We start from the raw sequence: 18,361 nt of genomic DNA on the forward strand, positions 1-18,361 counted from the left end.
CTCCATAGAGATGTGGGTGCTTGGGATGGTGTTGGGGGTAAAACGGGGCCCTTCCTAAAGCCGCTCTTCGCTCTGTGCGTCGAACAGCGAGGCCATGGTGAGGTCTAGGCCGAGGCGAACCCGGGTGCCCGGCGCAAACCGCCTGTGGCCGCCAACGCGCACGGACAGGGTATGACCGGCATGTTTGAGCCAGATCAGATTGTCGGCGCCCATCGGCTCCTCGATGTCAACGATCGCCTCATGCACCTCGCCGCTGACGATGTCGGCATCGACGCGCACATGTTCGGGACGCACACCGAGAACCACGGCACGACCGGCGACAAGCGGCGCCTCCGGCTGATAACCATCCAGTGAGAAGGTGACGCCGTTGGTGGTGAAGACCACCTTGCCGTCCTTCTCGATCAATTCGCCACGCAGGAAATTCATCGAGGGCGAACCGATGAAGCCCGCGACGAAGAGGTTCCTTGGCTTGTTGTAGATAGTGACGGGATCGGCAAGCTGCTGGATGACGCCGCTTTTCATAATGGCGATACGATCAGCCAGCGTCAGCGCCTCGATCTGATCATGCGTCACGTAGATCATGGTGTTTTTCAGCGCTTGGTGCAGCCGTTTGATCTCGACGCGCAGTTCCGAGCGCAGCTTGGCATCGAGGTTGGAAAGCGGTTCATCGAACAGGAACACGTCCACGTCGCGCACCAGCGCCCGGCCGATCGCCACGCGCTGGCGCTGGCCGCCGGAAAGCTCGGCGGGCTTGCGCTTCAGGAGTGGTTCGATCTGCAATATGCCCGCCGCCCTTTTGACGCGCCGGTCGATTTCCTCTTTCGGAACCTTGGCGACCTGAAGGCCGAAGGAGAGGTTCTTCTCCACCGTCATCTGCGGATAAAGCGCATAGGACTGGAACACCATGCCGATGCCACGATCCTTCGGCTCCTCCCAGGTAACGTTGCGGTCCTTGATGAAGATTTGCCCGTCGGTTGGCTCCAGAAGGCCCGCAATGCAATTGAGAAGTGTCGACTTGCCGCAGCCGGAAGAGCCGAGCAGCACGAGGAACTCGCCGTCGTAAATATCGAGATTGAGGTCTTTCAGGACAGTAACGGCACCGAAGGACAGGGAAAGATCGCGAATGGAAACGCTTTTGTTCATATAACTCAACCTTTTACTGCGCCTGCGGCGATGCCACGGACGAAAAGCCTGCCGGAGACGAAATAAACGATCAACGGCACGGCCCCGGTGAGAAGGGTTGCAGCCATGTTGACGTTGTATTCCTTCACGCCCTGCACGGAGTTGACGATATTATTGAGCTGCACCGTCATCGGGTAATATTCCGGCCGCGTGAACACGACGCCGAACAGGAAGTCGTTCCAGATGCCGGTGACCTGCAGGATCATCGCCACGACGAAGATCGGCAGCGACATGGGCAGCATGATGCGAAAATAGATCTGCCAGAAATTGGCGCCATCAATACGTGCCGCCTTGAACAATTCCTCCGGCAGCGACGCAAAATAGTTGCGGAAGAGTAGCGTCAGGATCGGCATGCCGAAAATCGTGTGCACGATCACGAGGCCGGTCAGCGTGCCATAAATGCCCAATTCGCGCAGCACGATCACGATCGGGTAGATCATTACCTGATAGGGGATGAAGGCGCCGATGATGAGGATCGAGAAGAACAGTTCCGAACCCTTGAACTTCCAGTTCGCGATGGCGTAACCGCTGACGGAAGCCACGATGATCGAGATCACGACCGACGGTATGAGGATGCGTACCGAGTTCCAGAAGCCGCGTGAAAGCCCGTCGCAGTTCAGCCCGGTGCAGGCATTCGCCCAGGCTTTCACCCAGGGTTCGAAGGTGATTTCCACCGGTGGCGCGAAAATGTTGCCGAGCCGTATTTCCGGCATACCCTTCAGAGAGGTGACAACCATCACGTAAAGCGGCAGCAGGTAATAGGCGGCAGCGACAAACAGCGTGCCATAGAGAATGATGTTGCGGCGGGAAAACGTTTTTTTCGGCTTCTTGCCGCGGGGACCGGAAAGGTCCGCGGCAACCGCATCGGTTGCGGCGGCGACCGTGTTCAATGTGCTGATATTAGCCACGTTTCTTGCCTCCGAATTCGAGGTACGCCCATGGAATGACGATAATGGCGACGGTCAGAAGCATCATGGTGGAGGCGGCAAAGCCCTGCCCCAGGTTCTGCGCCTGGAACATGTAGTCATAGACATATTTCGCCGGCACTTCGGATGCGATGCCCGGTCCGCCACTGGTCTGCGCCACCACCAGATCGTACACCTTGACGATTCCGCTCGCGATAATGACAAGCGTGGTGATGAAGACCGGCCGCATCATGGGAATGATGATGAGGATATAAGTCTTCCACATCGGAATGCCGTCGACGCGCGTCGCCTTCCAGATATCCTCGTCTATGCCGCGAAGACCGGCCAGCATCAGGCACATGACGAGCCCCGTGCCCTGCCAGAGCGCAGCAATCAGGATGCCGTAGATAACGATCTCGGAATTATAAAGCGGGTCGAAGGTGAAGCTTTCCCACCCCATCGAGCGGACCACGGACTGAATGCCGAATTCCGGGTTCAACAGCCATTGCCAGACAAGGCCGGTTACGATGAACGACAGAGCAAAGGGATAAAGGAAGATGGTGCGGAAGGTGTTCTCGAAACGAATCTTCTGATCCATCAGCGCCGCCAGCACGAAGCCGATCACCAGACTGAAGATCAGCGACAGAATGCCGTAGATCGCCAGATTCTGGATGGAAATGATCCAGCGCGGCGCGGCCCACAACCGCTCATACTGGTCGAAACCGATGAAGCTTGCACGTGGCAGAAGCTTGGAATTGGTGAATGAATAAATCACCGTCCAGACCGTTCCGCCGAGAAAAATCACGACGGCGGTCAATATCATGGGAATGGAAGCAATCTTCGAATTGAGATTGCGGAAAAGCTGGTTGGGGCGGCCGGAGCGCGCTAGACCCGCCATGGATGACCCTCCTGTAACGTTGCCGTTGATAGCCAGGCAAGGTCTCAAAGACCTTGCCCCAATCCTCCGGGCTTGCGCGTTTACGCATCCCGCAGGGAGCTTGCGGCGGATGGATGCCACCCGCCGCACAAGAGGTTGCGGTTAGTCAGCGGAACCGATGATGCCGGCGAAGCGCTTCTGTGCATCTTCTGCAGTCATCGCGCTGGCAAAAAACTCTGCCATCAGGTCTTCTTTCTGCTTCTGCGTATCAGCAGAAATCAGCTGGTCTGTGCTGGTCAGCGCATTGCCCTTGGCCAGAATTTCCAGACCCTTCTTCATGCAGTCATTGGCCGCATTGAGGTCGACGTCGCCACGGATCGGCAGCGAGCCCTTCTTAAGGTTGAAAGCCACCTGCGTTTTAGGATCGACGATGGTTGCGGCCAGAACGTCCTGCGCCTTGGATTTTGCTTCATCCTTCAGCAGCGGGAAATAAAAGGCGTCGCCGCCGGTGGTGAGATAGTCATTAAGGCCGAGACCCGGCAGGCAAGTGTAGTCCGTACCCGCCTTCTGGTTGGCAAGCTGGAACTCGCCCTGCGCCCAGTCGCCCATGATCTGGCCGCCGGCCTTGCCTGTTATGACCATGTTGGTGGCCTGGTTCCAGTCCTGAACATTTGTGCCCTTGGCCATGTCGCGGGCCTCGACGGCGGCCGCAAAAATCTTGGCCATGTCAGGACCGGTCGCTGCTTCGGCATCCTTGTCGCCATAGACCTTCTGATAAAGATCCTTGCCGCCGATCGAAAGCGTCAACGTGTCGAACAGGCCATTGGCCTGCCATGCCTGACCGCCGAGCGCGAGCGGCTGGATGCCGGCTTTTTTCAGTGCCGGTGCTGCGGCAGCAAATTCAGTCCAGTTCTTGGGAACTTCGACGCCCGCTTTCTTGAACGCTTCGTTGGAAAGCCACAACCATTGCCAGGAATGGATGTTGACCGGCGCGCAATAGATCTTGCCGTCGATGGTGCAGCTGTCGAGCAGGCTTGCCGGCTTTATGACGTCTTTCCACTTGCCCTTTTCGGCAACGTCGGTCAGGTCGCGCATCAGGCCGGCCTGCACCAGCTCTTCGGCCTGTCTGCCATGGTTGAACTGGGTGGCACCCATCGGGTCGCCGCCGGTGATACGGCTGATCATGATCGGACGGGCGGTGCCGCCCGAACCGGCAATAGCGCCGTCCACCCACTTGTTGCCGGTGGCATCAAAAGCCTTGGCAAGTTCGGCAACGGCAGCGGCTTCACCGCCCGATGTCCACCAATGGGTAACTTCAAGATCGGTAGCCCCAGCGACACCCGCCGGAATCATAACACTGGCCAAAAAGGCCGCAGAAATAAAGCGCATTCGCATGAGTCTCCTCCCTCACTGAAACGTTGCAGTTGGAACGTAAGCGAAGATTTTTGATTAGGCAACCGCCTAAAAAATGAATCTCGCCGCAGCTCGCCGCGCTGTGTCGAGCAGCTACAAACGTGCCGAACGGCTAGATTTTGTTGAGAAAGAAGATTGGGAAATTGGAAGGATGCCGAATGGCACGACAAAGACTGCGCACCGGTAATCTGCAGGCAACGTAGTATCTTCATAGTCTTCCGACTTTGGCGTCGGTTCCTGCGCACAGAGTGCCAAGCCCGCATGGACGGGCGAACATAAGGTGAGCGATGGTAAAACGTTGGCACATTCTTTTGATGATCGGTCTGGCGGGCGTGTTATCGCTTTTGCTCGCACCGTTCGAACGACTGGCGTCGGGACAGGATCTTTCCTTCACGGTACGGGTTGTGATGCTCGTCCAGCCGGCAGTCCTGATCATTGCTGCGGTGGCGACGGGTCAAGCGCTTGCCGGCAAACTCGGGCTCGGCACTCCGCTGATCGATGCCTGGCTGAAAGGAACCGGGTTCGGGCCAGTCTTGCGCAGGCAAGCCCCAGCAGCTTTGCTGACGGGTCTTATCGTCGGCCTGCTGATGATCGCTTATTCGTCTGTGATCCTGCCTGCCTTCACCGATACGGCAACCATGGAAAAAATGGCGGCGTTTGAAGTCCCACTTGTCACCCGGGTTCTCTATGGTGGCATAACGGAGGAGCTGCTGACCCGATGGGGCTTGATGACATTATTCGCATGGGTGCTCTGGCGAATAGTGGGCAAGGGGCAAGTCCAACCGGTCATGCTGTGGAATGCAATTTTTATCGCAGCGGCCCTTTTTGCCGTGGGCCACCTGCCCTTTCTGTTTGCCATTCCCGTTCATCCGCAACCATTGCTGATTGTCAGTGTCATGCTCGGCAATTTTATCCCCGGACTGATGTTCGGGTGGCTGTTCTGGCGTCGCGGGCTGGAAGCAGCGATGCTTTCCCACGCTTTCGCCCACTGCGTGAATGCAACTGTCTCCTGATCCGTCGAGCCGACAGATAAGTCAGGGATTTATCATCCCGGCCTCGCCGGCCGGGATAAAATGCCGCGTCGGTGCGCGCAGCAGTCCTAATGCCTCTTATAATCATCCTCGATGCGGATGACGTCGTCTTCGCCAAGATAGGCGCCGGTCTGGATTTCGACCAACTCGAGCGGAATCTGCCCCTCATTGGCAAGCCGGTGCGGTTGACCAATCGGGATATAGACGGACTGGTTTTCCGTCAGCAGCCGGGTTTCGTCGCCAATCGTTACGGTTGCCGTGCCCTTGACGATGATCCAGTGCTCCGAGCGGTGATAGTGTTTCTGGAACGAGATGCGGTGGCCAGGATCAACCGTGATGTGGCCCACGCGGTAGCGCTCGTCCACATACATATGTTCGATGTAACCCCATGGACGATACACTCGCCTGTGCGCTTGCGTCCGCGGCGCGTGTTCGCCATCCTTCAGTGTCTCCACCAGGCCCTTCACGTCCTGAACCCGGTTTTTCGGCACCACCAGAACCGCATCCTTGGTAGCCACCACCACAAGATCCTTTGCCCCCACCACGGTCGTCAGCAATTGCGTGGAATGGATCAGGCAGCCCTCGGAATCGATGAAGACGCCGTCGCCCTCGAGCGCATTGTCGTTGCCGTGCTTGTCGGCGATTTCCCAGATCGCGTCCCAGCTGCCGATATCCGACCAGCGGAAATGGCCGTGCACCACCGCCATGCGCTTGGTCTTCTCGATCACCGCATAGTCGATGGAGTTTTTCGGCGAGGCTTCGAAGCTCGCCTGATGCAGGCGCACGAAGCCAAGGTCGCTTTCATATTGTTCGACCGACTTCGTTACTGCCGCAAGAATTTCCGGCGCGAATGCCTTGAGTTCGGCAATCATCACGTCGGAACGGAACAGGAAGTTGCCGGAGTTCCAGAGATACCCCTTCTCCAGATAGGAGATTGCCGTCTTCACGTCCGGCTTTTCCACGAATGCCTCGACGATGCTCAAGTCAGCCTCACCATCAATTGCTTCACCAGGCTTGATGTAGCCGTAAGAGGTGCGCGGCTCGGTTGGCACCAGACCGAAAACGACGATATTGCCCTGATCGGCGGCCTTGGCGCCAAGCCTCACGGACTCTGAAAATTTGTCGGCATCCAGCACCACATGGTCGGCGGCGAGCGCCAGCACGAGGCATCCCGGCTCCCGGCGCTCGGCCAGCACGGCGGCAGCGGCCATGGCGGCGGCACTGTCGCGGCGGGCGGGTTCGAGAACCACCGTCGCCGGAAGATCGATCTCCTCAGCCTGGCGGCGGGCGAAGAAACGGAAATCCTCGTTGGTGATCACCAGCGGCTCGGCATAAAGCGCCTTGTCGGCCACGCGCGTCAGTGTCTGCTGATAGGTCGAAAGATTGCCGACCAGCGGCTGGAACTGCTTGGGCAACTGATCGCGCGATACCGGCCAAAGCCGTGATCCCGCCCCACCAGCAAGAAGAACCGGCGTGATCTTTCGAGATTGTTCCGTCACAATAAAAACCTTTCCAACTTTAAAAAACTTCCGGCGGGCCGGACAATATACATATTTACCAATGCTGCCATCATCGGTTCACGGGCGGATAAGCGCAAGCTCATAAGTTCGCCTTGTGAAAGCTTGGTGAATGTCGGACCCGTTTTGCTAACGCAACGCACAGGGTGAGGTTCCGCGCAAAGGGCGATCAATGGCTTTGACAGGCAGCAAAGAAAAACCCGGGCGAATGGCCCGGGTTTCCGTTTTCAGAGCGATGACCTGTCAGGATCAGTTCGGCAGCGCGTAAGCGATCACGTAGTCGCCACGGTCAGGAGACTGACGTGCACCGCCGGCCGAGATGACGACATATTGCTTGCCTGTCTTCGGAGACTTGTAGCTCATCGGGCCGCCCTGGCTGCCGACAGGAAGGCGGGCCTTCCAGACTTCCTTGCCGGTCGCCGTATCGAAGGCGCGCAGATAATAATCCTGTGTGCCGGCGATGAAGACGAGACCGCCCTGGGTGGCAAGCGTTCCGCCGAGCGTGGGCATGCCGATCGGGATCGGCAGACCCATCTTGATGCCAAGCGGACCGGTATCCTCAACGGTGCCGACAGGAACCTGCCACTTGATCTGCTGCGTCTTCATGTCAATCGCAGTCATCGAGCCATAGGGTGGAGCCTGGCAGGGAATGCCGAGAGCAGACAGGAAACGGTTCTTGTTCACCGCATAGGGCGTGCCCTTCATGGGAACGACGCCCATGCCGGTATTGACGCTTTCGCCGCCGCTTGCCGTTGCCTTGGTGGGAGCAGCTTCCTTCATCTCAATCCACAGGCCGAGGCGCATGTCGTTGATGAAGATTGTGTTGGTCGTCGGGTCAGTCGAGATGCCGCCCCAGTTCATGCCACCGAGCGAACCCGGGAAGGCGAGGGAGAGGTCCGTGCCCGGCGCCGTATAGAGGCCTTCATAACGCATGCCCTTGAAAGCGATACGGCAAAGAAGCTGATCGAAAGGGGTGGCACCCCACATATCGGCTTCCGTCAGCGTCTGCGCGCCGATTTGCGGCATGCCCACCGAACGCGGCTGCGTTGGTGCATATGGCTCGTTCGGAATGTTGCCGGCCTTGACCGGAACGTCTTCCACCTTGGTCAGCGGCTGGCCAGTCGCACGGTCCAGCACATAGATCTGACCGGCCTTGGTGCCGAAGACCAGAGCCGGAACGGTCGTTCCGTCAGCCTTCGGGAAATCGACGAAGCTCGGCTGCATCGGCACGTCGAAGTCCCATAGGTCGTTATGAACCGTCTGGTAGACCCACTTTTCGCGGCCGGTCGTGGCATCGAGCGCCAGCATGGAAGCGCCGTATTTATGATCGAGCGGTGTGCGCGTCGCGCCATAAAGATCGACCGAGGGGCTGCCTACCGGCATGAAGACCGTGTTCAGCTCCGGATCGTAGGACATGGATGCCCAGACGTTCGGCGTGGAACGGGTGTAGGTCTGGCCCTCGGGCGGCAGTTTGGTGATTTCAGGGTTGCCAGGATCGAAAGCCCAGCGAAGCTCACCCGTCACAACGTCGAAACCGCGCATCACGCCGCCAGGCATATCCACCTGTACGTTGTCAGCGATACGCCCGCCGACCACGACGGTGGTGCCGGCCAGTGTGGGGGCCGATGTCAGCACATATTGCGGGTCCGGCGCATCACCAAGACCGATCTTCAGATCGACGCGGCCGTTGGTGCCGAAATCCGGGCAAAACGCGCCGGTGTCGGCGTCGAGCGCGATGAGTTCCGCGTTGATGGTGTTCATGAGAATGCGGCGCTGGCAAAGCGCGCCGTCAGCTACGATCGCCGGGGTGACAGGCGTTGCGCCCGGAGCGGTCGGCTGCTTCAGCGGCGCCTTGGCATCGAAATAGGCGAGACCACGGCAACGCATCCAGACGGTGGATTTGGCGTTGATTTCGGTCTTCCACTTCTGCGCGCCGGTATCGGCGTCGAGCGCGATGACATTGTTGTGCGGTGTGCACACAAACACGGTGTCGCCGACCTGAAGCGGCGTTTCCTGATCTTCCGCACCGTTCGCGCCGGGGCTGATCGGGATGTCGCCGGTCCGATAGGTCCATGCCACCTCAAGGTTCTTGACGTTATCGCGGTTGATTTCGTCAAGCGCAACAAAGCGGCTGCCGCCCGCCGTATTGCCGTAATGTTCCCAGTTCTTCTGCTCATTTTCCGGCGTTACCGGCGTCAGTGCAGCAACCTCACCCTTGAAGGCGACGGTCGGATGCGGCACGAACATGCCGGCAAAACCGGCAGCGGACGCAATGGCCAGAACGCCAGCAAGGGCAAAGGACGCGCCGTAAGCAGGCGTCTTGCCAGCCGCGCGCCGCAGCAGCGGATAGGAGAGCGCAACCACCGTGGCGCCCACGCCCAACGCCAGCAGGCGGGAGATGAGCGGCCAGAAGTGCAGTCCGGCTTCCCACACTGCCCAAACACCGCTAACGATGAAGACAAGGCCGAACAGGAGCGCGCCGGCAGGCTTGCGCAGCAGAATAAGCAAGCCGGAGACGATCAGCGCGATACCCGCAAAGACGAAATAGAGGCTGCCGCCGAGTGTTGCGAGCTGCCCGCCGCCAATGGCGAAGAACAGTCCCGCAGCGACAATGACAGCGCCGAGCACGAAGAGCCATAATCTGGCTGCAAGCGACGTTGAGGTTGCTGGTTTACTCATGAAATTAAATATCCGGTTAGGAGAGCCGCCGCGAAGGCTGACGCCCGATGATCTTTCAATGCCCGGCCCAGGCCAGACAGTCCGCCGCACTTACGGCTGAGCGAAGATGCGCTGAAGGCGACGAGGCGAAATGGGGAACAATGGTGCGGGAGACTTCCGTGGTGACTGTCATTTTGACCCATTCACTGCAGTTTATCGCCGGCCCCAATGGACGGCGGACAATGTGCTCGAACAAATCCTCCCAAGTTCGTATCGCAGAGGCCCGCATGCGGGCACTGGGCGACCGAAACCTCGGTGCGGTATAACGTCGCCTGCGACAAGATGACAATGCGCAAGACGGGCATTTTTGATAAGCTGCGCTTATACCATATCAACACCTACAACACAAAGACCTCTCCGCCGATGGATATTCGCCAGCTCGCCATTTTCGTGGAAGCCGCAAGGGCCAAAAATTTCCGCGCGGCCGCTTTGCAGCTGGGCATCGCCCAACCGGCCGTAACGCAGCGTATCCGGCAACTGGAAGAGAATCTGGGCTTCAAGCTTTTCCTCCGTGTCAACCGCGGTGTGGAACTTACGCCGGCTGGGCAGTCGATGCTGCTCGATGCGGAGGAAATTCTTGCCCGCACCAAGGGGGCGCTGGAAAAGGCACACCAGATCAGGCGCGGCCAGCTCGGCACGCTGCGCATCGGCTTCGGCACCAGCGTAATGGCGGAACGAAAATTGCCGGCGCTGATCACCCGCTATGGCAACGACCACAGGGAGGTTACGCTTGAACTCCTGCCCGGCATGACGATGGAACAATTGATCGAGCAGGTGGCGACGCGCAAGACAGACGTCGCTTTCATTCGCGCACCCCTGCCCCAATTGCCGCAGAGCTTGCGGGCCATGCCCTTCGACCGCTCCAAACTGTGCGTCGCCCTGCCGGAGCGCCATCCGCTCGCCTCCCGCCCCAGAGTTTCGGTTGTCGATATCGTGCAGGAAAAACTGCTGCTACCGGTGGACGAGATCGGCCTGGGGCTCAGCAGCAGCGCGCTTTCCCTTTTCGAGGATGCAGGCTGTGAGCCGGAAATCGGCATGCGCATCGCTAACGTCAACACCATCCTTGCCCTCGTGGAAGCTGGCGCGGGAATTTCCATTCTGCCGGAAAGCACCGTGCGCTCCACAAGGGGCATCACAGGTGTGCCGCTCGAAAGCGCCGATGCCTGGTCAGATAGCGTGCTGGTCGTCAGACGCGGTCCGCTTGCCCTCCACGTGGAGGCCTTCGTGAATATGGTACGGCAGGCCTACCAGTCCCACCTATAATGCCGACAATACGCACTTAATCGATTGAATCGGCCACAAATTTCGCCACGGCTAAATTTGCTGCACTGAACAACATTCAACGCTTGGCACGCGCGCGAAAAATACAATAACAACGACGGATATTTTTGCACTGTTATCGACACGAAAGCACACTCAGCCCATGTCCGACACGACGAAGCCCGCCAGCCCCAGAACATCGGTTACAGATCAGGAAGCACTGGATTTCCACGCGCAAGGCAGACCGGGGAAACTGGAAATCACCCCGACCAAGCCGATGGCGACTCAGCGGGATCTGTCGCTTGCCTATTCGCCGGGAGTGGCCGTGCCGGTGAAAGCCATCGCCGAAAATCCGGCGACCGCTTACGATTATACGACACGCGGCAACATGGTAGCAGTGATCTCCAACGGCACGGCGATCCTCGGTCTCGGCAATCTCGGCGCGCTCGCCTCCAAGCCTGTCATGGAAGGCAAGTCCGTTCTGTTCAAGCGCTTTGCGGATGTGGATTCCATCGATCTCGAGGTCGATACCGAAGACGCCGACGAATTCATCAATTGCGTGCGTTACCTTGGCCCCTCTTTCGGCGGCATCAATCTGGAAGACATCAAGGCGCCGGAATGTTTCATCATCGAAAGCCGCCTGCGCGAGCTGATGGACATTCCCGTTTTCCATGACGACCAGCACGGAACCGCCATCATCGCCGCCGCCGGTCTCATCAACGCCATCGAACTGACGGGCCGAGACTTCAAGACGACGAAGCTCGTCTGTAACGGCGCAGGTGCTGCTGCCATCGCCTGCATGGACCTCATCAAGGCCATGGGTTTCAACCCCGAAAACATCACGCTTTGCGACACCAAGGGCGTGATCTACCAGGGCCGCACCGAAGGCATGAACCAGTGGAAATCCGCCCATGCGGTAAAGACTGACAACCGCACGCTGACTGAGGCCATGAAGGGCGCGGATGTCGTCTTCGGCCTGTCGCAGAAGGGTGCCTTCACCGAAGAGATGATCCGCTCCATGGCGCCGAAGCCGATCATTTTCGCGATGGCCAACCCTGACCCGGAAATCACCCCGGAAGAAGTCGCCCGCATCCGCGACGACGCCATCATGGCGACGGGGCGTTCGGATTATCCGAACCAGGTCAACAACGTCCTCGGCTTTCCCTATATCTTCCGCGGCGCGCTCGATGTCCGCGCAAGCCAGATCAACGACGCAATGAAGATTGCCGCTGCACAGGCGCTGGCCGATCTTGCCCGCGAGGATGTGCCGGATGATGTGGCCGCCGCCTATCAGGGCAACCGCCCGCGCTTCGGATCGCAATATATCATTCCCGTTCCCTTCGATCCGCGACTGATCTCGGCAATTCCGGTGGCCGTGGCGAAGGCCGCCATCGAAACCGGCGTCGCTCGCCGCGAATTGCCCGATCTCGATGCCTATGCCCGCGAGCTTTCCGCCCGTCGCGACCCCATGGCGTCGACCACGCAGCGCCTTTACGAGCGTGTGCGCCGCTCTCCGAAGCGGGTCGTTTTCGCCGAAGCGGAAGAAGAACAGGTGATGCGCGCGGCGATCTCGTTTACCGCGCAGGGGCTTGGCACCGCCATCCTGCTCGGCCGTGACGACATCATCAAGGCCAATGCGGAGCGTGCCGGCATCGATCTCGACCGCGCCAATATAGAGATCACCAATGCCCGCCTTTCCAGCCGCGTCGATGCCTATGTCGATTATCTCTATGCGCGTTTGCAGCGCGGCGGCTTCCTGCTGCGCGACGTGCAGCGCCTGATCCACAACGACCGTAACCATTTCGCCGCCTGCATGGTGGCGATGGGCGATGCGGACGCCGTGGTCACCGGCGTTACCCGCAACTATTCCACGGCGCTCGAGGATATCCGCCGCTGCATCAACACCAAACCCGGCCACCGTGTCATCGGCGTTTCTCTGGTCGTGTCGCGCAACCGAACGGTCTTCGTGGCAGATACCGCCGTGCACGACATGCCGTCCGCCGAAGACCTTGCCGATATCGCCGAAGAAGCGGCCGGTCTTGCCCGCCGTTTCGGCTACGAACCGCGTGTGGCGATGCTCGCCTATTCCACCTTCGGCCAGCCGGTTGGCGAACGCTCCGACAAGGTGCGCGAAGCGGTGAAAATCCTCGACAAGCGCAACGTCAATTTTGAGGTCGACGGGGAAATGTCGGCCGATGTGGCGCTGAACCATCATCGCATGCAGAGCCAGTATCCCTTTGCCCGCCTTTCCGGTGCGGCCAACGTGCTGGTCATGCCAGCCATCCATTCCGCCTCGATCTCCACCAAGATGCTACAGGAACTGGGCGGCGCGACCGTCATCGGCCCGCTTCTCGTCGGCCTCGACAAATCGGTGCAGATCACCTCGATGGGTGCCAAGGACAGCGACATCGTCAATATGGCGGCGATCGCGGCCTATAACGCCGGTCGGTAACGATGTGGGAGCGCTCTTCGGGAGAAGGGTGCTCAAAATGCCCCGGCATAGCCAGCATATCCTCGCCCTGTGGCGAGGATATGCCAAAGCGCCGAACCCCGGCACCGTAAGAACAAGATTCTACGATTTCAAATTATTAGGTTATTTTTTCTCACCAGAGAACTTATTGGAACAGGATTTTATTTATACGATTTTTTGCGCAACGCCAATTCTCGCTCTCGACGGACGCCTCATGTAGTTTCCACCCACAACCAAAAGGAAATACCCATGGCCCTCTCCTTCTCCAGATTTGCCGCAAAACTCATCGCCGGAACCGTCGCTATCGCTTCGATGGCCACCGCCGCTCACGCGGATGCGACGCTCGACCGTATCAAGGGTCGCGGCAAGCTCACCGTCGGCGTCATCCTGTCCGGCGCGCCTTTCGGCTTCATCGATCCGAAGACGCAGGAGCAGAAGGGCCTCAACATCGACGTCGCCAAGGCGCTGGCCGCCGGTCTCGGTGTGGAGCTGGTGACCGAAACCGTGACCCCGCCCAACCGCGTGCAGTTCCTGCAGCAGGGCAAGGTCGATATTCTGATCGCCAACATGCAGTACACGGAAGAGCGCGCCAAAACGCTCGATTACGTGCCCACCCCCTATGACCGCCAGGGCGGCGCAGCCATCGGTCGAAAGGACTCGGGCATCAAGGACTGGCCGGACCTGAAGGGCAAGATTGCCTGCGTATCGCAGGGCTCCAACTACACCCAGCCGCTGATCGAGCAATATGGCGCGCAGGTAAAGGCGTTGCCGAGCCAGCCGGAATCGCTGCTCGCGCTGAAGGGCGGCAATTGCGATGTCTCCGTGCACGTCAACGGCACGCTGAGCCTGATGCTTCAGGACCGCGCCGATGAGTGGAAGGATTACGGCATCCTGATCCCCACCGACCTTATCCCTTCTGACTCCGTCATCTGGCTGCGCAAGGGCGAGGCCGACACGCAGGCTGCGCTCGACAAGATCGTCAAGGAGCTGCACGCTTCCGGCAAAATGATCGAATTCGCCAAGGCCAACCGCCTGCCGAGCATCGGCTTCATGGAAGAGCAGAAGACGAAGCTCTCCGCGGCGCAGTAACGGCTGGGCAATCCCGCTTGCTCCGTCACCCCGGAACTGGTCCGGGGGACCGGCATGTCGTAGGGGCATCTGCCATCACGGAGATTTCCCCTCACCACTGAGAACGGCCGGTTTCGCCCGCCGTTCTTTTCTGCTTTATAGCAAGACAGGTCATTCTGGCACCGCCTGCCGGGCGGCAGCCGCGACAACAGCATGGATATCCGATGCAGGATGGATTTACAGCGCGTTTCATAGAGTTGGCCGCGCATATAGGCCTCAACTATGACTTTCTGAACAGCGGCTACGAGGTTCAGATCTGGCTCGACGGCATGAAGATGACGCTCATCCTCGTCGCCGTCACCCTGCCGCTCAGCCTCGTTTTCGGCTTCATTTTCGCCGCCATGCTCACGTCAGGCAAAGGCTGGCTCGCCGGTCCGGTGCGCGCCTATGTGGAATTGACGCGCAACACGCCGACGCTGGTGCAGCTGATGTGTGGTTTCCTTGTGCTCAACATGTTGATTTCAAACGCGCTCGGCGGCGCGCAGAACAATCCGCTCACCCCGTTCTTCTGGGTCGTCGCCATCACCGGCCTGCACGTTGCCGCCTTCCATGCGGAAGCCTTGCGCGGCGGTATCGAGGCGGTGCCGGCTACCACCATCGAGGCGGCACGCGCCATCGGTTTCAGCTCTTTCGAGATTTTACGTTACGTGGAATTTCCGCTGGCAATCCGCACGGCACTTCCTTCCATCATCAACAATCTCATCAATCTGGTGAAGCTCACCACCGTCGGCTCGGCGATTGCGGTCGGTGAAATCACCTATGCCTCGATCCTGATCTGGACGCAGCGCGACAATGTGGTCGAACTTATGCTGGTGATCCTCATCTTTTTCAGTGTCATCAATTTCATCGTCGCAAGGGCGGGCCTGTGGCTTGAGCGGCGTCTTGCGGTTCCGGGGTTCGGTCAATGAGCGCGGTGGTCTCTCCAACACAGGCGGCGAAGAAGCTGCCTTTCGGCACCATTCTTCTGTGCGGCGTGCTGGTTGCCGTCGTGCTGTGGCTGGTTCTCGATCCCTCGCTCGGACAGGTGCTGCTGGAATGGCTGCCCTATCTGGGCAAGGGTTTTGCCATGAATGTGCTGATCAGCATCCTGGCGATTGCCATCGGCACCATCATCGGCGTCGTGCTTGGCATCATGGAGCTTGCGCCCTATCGGCTCGTGCGCGCGCCGGCGCTCACCTACGTGCAAATCTTCCGCAACGCCCCGCATCTGGTGCTGATTTTCGCCGCGACCTACATCTTCCCCTTCGAGATCGTCGCCTTCGGCAACTACATTCCGTTTCCAGACTGGATCAAGGCCGTGGTCGGGCTTGCGATTCCGGCCAGCGCCCACATCGCCGAAATCACCCGGGGCGCCATCCAGTCCATTCCCACCGCACAATGGGAAGCGGCGCAGGGCCTCGGGTTTTCGCGCAACCAGACGCTGCGCTGGATCATCCTGCCGCAATGCGTGAAGCGCTCGCTGCCGCCGTGGATGAACCTTTACGCCTCCATCACCATGGGCACGGCGCTTGCCTCGCTGGTCGGCGTGCATGAGCTTCTCCACGCCGCAACCGATGCCAGCACCGCCGTGCAGCGCAACGATTTCACCGTCGTGGTCTATCTCACCGTCCTAATGGCGTTCTTCCTGTTCTGCTATCCCGTGTCCCGTTTCACGCAGCGCCTTGAACGGCGCTTCGCTTCCCGCTGATTGGAATACACCATGTCCGCATCCGCCCCCCAAACCGCCGCCAAAGCTCTGGTTGAACTGGAAGGCGTGCACCTGTCCTTCGGCGACAATCAAGTGCTCAAAGGCATTGATCTCACCGTCAACAAGGGCGACGCCGTCTCCATCATCGGCCCTTCCGGCTCGGGCAAATCCACGATCCTGCGCTGCATCAACGGCCTGCTCATTCCGCAATCTGGCAAGATCACCGTGGGGGGCACCCGCGTCGATCAGCTGAAAACGGAAGCTGAGCGCATAACGCTGCGCAAGCGCATCGGCATTGTCTTCCAGCAGTTCAACCTCTTCCCGCATCTAACTGTCATGGAAAATATCACCATCGCGCCGATTAAAATCCTCGGCACGCCGAAGGCGGAAGCCGAGCGTCATGCCCGCGAATTGCTGGAAAAAGTCCGCCTGTCGCAGAAGGTGGATGCCTATCCCGGTCAGCTGTCCGGCGGCCAGCAGCAGCGTGTGGCCATTGCCCGCGCGCTTGCCATGCGGCCTGAACTGGTTCTGTTCGACGAGGTTACCTCCGCACTTGATCCGGAAACCGTCGGCGAAGTGCTCGCCGTCATCCGCGATCTCGTCAATGACGGCATGACCAGCATTCTCGTGACACACGAAATGCGCTTCGCCGAGGAAATCAGCGACAATATCGTCTTCACGGAAAACGGCCTGATCGTTGATCAGGGCACGCCGGAGCACATCTTCTACAAGTCGACCAATCCGCGTATCAACGCCTTCGTAAAGGGCCTCGGCGGACAGGTGGCACGGGTCGCCGACGGCGAAGGGATCTGACGCCATGACCGCCGACGAAAAACTCACCCTTCATCTGGCAGAAGCCATCGCCGCCTCTGATCCGCTCCGCGACGAAGAGGCTGTGACGATCGCCCGCACGGCGCTGATCGACTTTTTTGCCTGTATGCTGGGTGGCGCTTACGACCGAAGCACGAAAATCCTCATCGACAGCTTTACGTCAGGCACATCCGGCACGGCGGGCATTGTCGGCCATGATCTGCGCACGGATGCTTTCACGGCCGCACTCATCAATGGTCATGCGGGGCACGTGCTGGATTATGACGACGTCCATGGCAGCGTGCGCGGCCACCCCACCGTCGCCATCGTTCCCGCTCTATTGGCTGTTGCGGTCGAGGAAGGCTCTACGGCGGATGCATTTATCGCCGCCTATATTGTCGGGCTGGAAACCATGGCGCGGCTTGGCCTGTCGCTCGGTACAAAGCATTACGAAAATGGCTTCCACGCCACCGCGACCCTCGGCCCCATCGGTGCGGCGGCGGCCATTGCCCATCTTCTCAAATTCACCCCGCAGACGACCGCTATTGCACTCGGCCTTGCCGCCACGCAGTCGGCCGGACTTCGCCTGCAATTTGGTTATGATGCCAAGCCCCTGCATGCCGGGCTTGCGACACGCGCTGGCCTCACCGCCGCGCAGCTGGCAAGATCAGGTTTTCAGGGCGCGCCGGATTTTCTGGAAAACCCTATCGGCTTTTATTCCGCCTTCGCCTTTGGCGCGGAACAGCCGAAACGGCTCCTGTCCGGCTGGGGTACACCCTGGCAGATCGTCTCTCCCGGATTGACGCTCAAGGCATTTCCCTGCTGCACCGCCAGCCACCCTGTTGCCGTTGGTGCGCTTGCACTGCGCAGCGCCAGTGATCTGGCACCAGATGAAATCGAAACTGTCGTCATCACCTTCCCCCCGGGAGGCGATGCCGCTCTTGTGGGTTCGGCCACACCCGCCACGGGCATCGATGCGCGTTTCAGCGCCGAATATGTCTTCGCCGCCGCACTGACGGATGGCGCACTCGGCATCAGCCATTTCGACGAACGCCCTGCACGCGCCGACCTGCTTGGACTTTCCGCAAAAGTCTCGCGCCGGCACGACGAGACCGCCCGCCGCCTCTCGCCGGATCCTACCACCCGTTTCGTGGTCATCGACGTGACGAAGAAGGATGGCACGGTGCTGTCGCGCCGTATTGACGGTCTTCCCGGCATTGATGACCCCACGGAAAAATTTGCCGACGCCACCGGCGGCAATGAAAAATTCGCCGGAATTCCGGCACTGGTGCGGACCATGAAAACCTCAGCCGACCTCAAGAAGCTAGAAGCGCTTCTGGCAACGCAAATATAACACGACCGA

14 protein-coding genes are annotated in these 18,361 nt (G+C 59.5%); 8 read left to right on the forward strand and 6 right to left on the reverse strand.

Annotated features, from left to right (window positions below; genetic code table 11):
• Positions 1–54: 54 nt before the first annotated feature.
• The 4 genes from AC1DCP_RS10305 to AC1DCP_RS10320 form a co-directional block, all read right to left on the reverse strand.
• Entirely contained in the window at positions 55–1,143 is a 1,089-nt protein-coding gene (locus AC1DCP_RS10305) for an ABC transporter ATP-binding protein (protein WP_003510949.1), read from the reverse strand.
• Positions 1,144–1,148: 5 nt separating this feature from the next.
• The gene (locus AC1DCP_RS10310; RefSeq protein ID WP_112959461.1) at positions 1,149–2,090 is read right to left on the reverse strand and encodes an ABC transporter permease subunit; all 942 of its coding nucleotides are present in this window, start codon (positions 2,088–2,090) and stop codon (positions 1,149–1,151) included.
• Positions 2,083–2,985, reverse strand: a complete 903-nt coding sequence (locus tag AC1DCP_RS10315) for a carbohydrate ABC transporter permease (RefSeq protein WP_003510951.1) — start codon at positions 2,983–2,985, stop codon at positions 2,083–2,085. The genes AC1DCP_RS10310 and AC1DCP_RS10315 overlap by 8 nt, the downstream gene beginning before the upstream one ends.
• Before the next feature lie 141 nt (positions 2,986–3,126).
• Positions 3,127–4,359 (reverse strand): ABC transporter substrate-binding protein, encoded by a 1,233-nt coding sequence (locus AC1DCP_RS10320; protein WP_112959462.1) that lies wholly within the window; start codon positions 4,357–4,359, stop codon positions 3,127–3,129.
• A 332-nt stretch (positions 4,360–4,691) separates the two neighbouring features.
• Between AC1DCP_RS10320 and AC1DCP_RS10325 the strand changes: the two genes are divergently transcribed.
• Positions 4,692–5,390, forward strand: coding sequence for a CPBP family glutamic-type intramembrane protease (locus tag AC1DCP_RS10325; RefSeq protein ID WP_476774253.1), 699 nt, complete (start codon positions 4,692–4,694; stop codon positions 5,388–5,390).
• 86 nt (positions 5,391–5,476) lie between these two features.
• Here the strand turns inward: AC1DCP_RS10325 and AC1DCP_RS10330 are convergent, their stop codons facing one another.
• Together AC1DCP_RS10330 and AC1DCP_RS10335 are read right to left on the reverse strand one after the other, a co-directional pair.
• Positions 5,477–6,907, reverse strand: coding sequence for a mannose-1-phosphate guanylyltransferase/mannose-6-phosphate isomerase (locus tag AC1DCP_RS10330; protein WP_111789776.1), 1,431 nt, complete (start codon positions 6,905–6,907; stop codon positions 5,477–5,479).
• Positions 6,908–7,174: 267 nt separating this feature from the next.
• Positions 7,175–9,604: a glucose/quinate/shikimate family membrane-bound PQQ-dependent dehydrogenase gene (locus AC1DCP_RS10335; RefSeq protein WP_111803491.1), complete on the reverse strand. Its 2,430-nt coding sequence runs from the start codon at positions 9,602–9,604 to the stop codon at positions 7,175–7,177.
• A 327-nt stretch (positions 9,605–9,931) separates the two neighbouring features.
• Between AC1DCP_RS10335 and AC1DCP_RS10340 the strand changes: the two genes are divergently transcribed.
• The 7 genes from AC1DCP_RS10340 to AC1DCP_RS10370 all read left to right on the forward strand — a co-directional run bounded on the left by AC1DCP_RS10340 (position 9,932) and on the right by AC1DCP_RS10370 (position 18,352).
• Positions 9,932–10,906, forward strand: coding sequence for a LysR family transcriptional regulator (locus tag AC1DCP_RS10340; RefSeq protein WP_041694639.1), 975 nt, complete (start codon positions 9,932–9,934; stop codon positions 10,904–10,906).
• A gap of 160 nt (positions 10,907–11,066) precedes the next feature.
• The gene (locus tag AC1DCP_RS10345; RefSeq protein ID WP_003510961.1) at positions 11,067–13,355 is read left to right on the forward strand and encodes an NADP-dependent malic enzyme; all 2,289 of its coding nucleotides are present in this window, start codon (positions 11,067–11,069) and stop codon (positions 13,353–13,355) included.
• Positions 13,356–13,622: 267 nt separating this feature from the next.
• Complete coding sequence (locus AC1DCP_RS10350) at positions 13,623–14,462, forward strand: transporter substrate-binding domain-containing protein (RefSeq protein WP_019564695.1); 840 nt, start codon at positions 13,623–13,625, stop codon at positions 14,460–14,462.
• 203 nt (positions 14,463–14,665) lie between these two features.
• Positions 14,666–15,409 (forward strand): amino acid ABC transporter permease, encoded by a 744-nt coding sequence (locus tag AC1DCP_RS10355; protein ID WP_003510965.1) that lies wholly within the window; start codon positions 14,666–14,668, stop codon positions 15,407–15,409.
• Positions 15,406–16,188: an amino acid ABC transporter permease gene (locus AC1DCP_RS10360; RefSeq protein WP_013761604.1), complete on the forward strand. Its 783-nt coding sequence runs from the start codon at positions 15,406–15,408 to the stop codon at positions 16,186–16,188. The genes AC1DCP_RS10355 and AC1DCP_RS10360 overlap by 4 nt, the downstream gene beginning before the upstream one ends.
• Before the next feature lie 12 nt (positions 16,189–16,200).
• Positions 16,201–17,001, forward strand: a complete 801-nt coding sequence (locus tag AC1DCP_RS10365; protein WP_013761605.1) for an amino acid ABC transporter ATP-binding protein — start codon at positions 16,201–16,203, stop codon at positions 16,999–17,001.
• Positions 17,002–17,005: 4 nt separating this feature from the next.
• Positions 17,006–18,352: an MmgE/PrpD family protein gene (locus tag AC1DCP_RS10370; RefSeq protein WP_019564697.1), complete on the forward strand. Its 1,347-nt coding sequence runs from the start codon at positions 17,006–17,008 to the stop codon at positions 18,350–18,352.
• Positions 18,353–18,361: the final 9 nt, after the last annotated feature.

The organism is Agrobacterium sp. 10T429 (assembly GCF_056393925.1).

Excerpts from the sequence above, each read along its gene's own strand:
- AC1DCP_RS10335 (WP_111803491.1), bottom strand. The coding sequence starts at position 9,604 with ATGAGTAAACCAGCAACCTCAACGTCGCTTGCAGCCAGATTATGGCTC.
- AC1DCP_RS10320 (WP_112959462.1), bottom strand. The coding sequence starts at position 4,359 with ATGCGAATGCGCTTTATTTCTGCGGCCTTTTTGGCCAGTGTTATGATT.
- AC1DCP_RS10365 (WP_013761605.1), top strand. The coding sequence starts at position 16,201 with ATGTCCGCATCCGCCCCCCAAACCGCCGCCAAAGCTCTGGTTGAACTG.
- AC1DCP_RS10370 (WP_019564697.1), top strand. The coding sequence starts at position 17,006 with ATGACCGCCGACGAAAAACTCACCCTTCATCTGGCAGAAGCCATCGCC.
- AC1DCP_RS10325 (WP_476774253.1), top strand. The coding sequence starts at position 4,692 with ATGATCGGTCTGGCGGGCGTGTTATCGCTTTTGCTCGCACCGTTCGAA.
- AC1DCP_RS10345 (WP_003510961.1), top strand. The coding sequence starts at position 11,067 with ATGTCCGACACGACGAAGCCCGCCAGCCCCAGAACATCGGTTACAGAT.
- AC1DCP_RS10305 (WP_003510949.1), bottom strand. The coding sequence starts at position 1,143 with ATGAACAAAAGCGTTTCCATTCGCGATCTTTCCCTGTCCTTCGGTGCC.
- AC1DCP_RS10355 (WP_003510965.1), top strand. The coding sequence starts at position 14,666 with ATGCAGGATGGATTTACAGCGCGTTTCATAGAGTTGGCCGCGCATATA.
- AC1DCP_RS10350 (WP_019564695.1), top strand. The coding sequence starts at position 13,623 with ATGGCCCTCTCCTTCTCCAGATTTGCCGCAAAACTCATCGCCGGAACC.
- AC1DCP_RS10360 (WP_013761604.1), top strand. The coding sequence starts at position 15,406 with ATGAGCGCGGTGGTCTCTCCAACACAGGCGGCGAAGAAGCTGCCTTTC.
- AC1DCP_RS10340 (WP_041694639.1), top strand. The coding sequence starts at position 9,932 with ATGCGCAAGACGGGCATTTTTGATAAGCTGCGCTTATACCATATCAAC.
- AC1DCP_RS10315 (WP_003510951.1), bottom strand. The coding sequence starts at position 2,985 with ATGGCGGGTCTAGCGCGCTCCGGCCGCCCCAACCAGCTTTTCCGCAAT.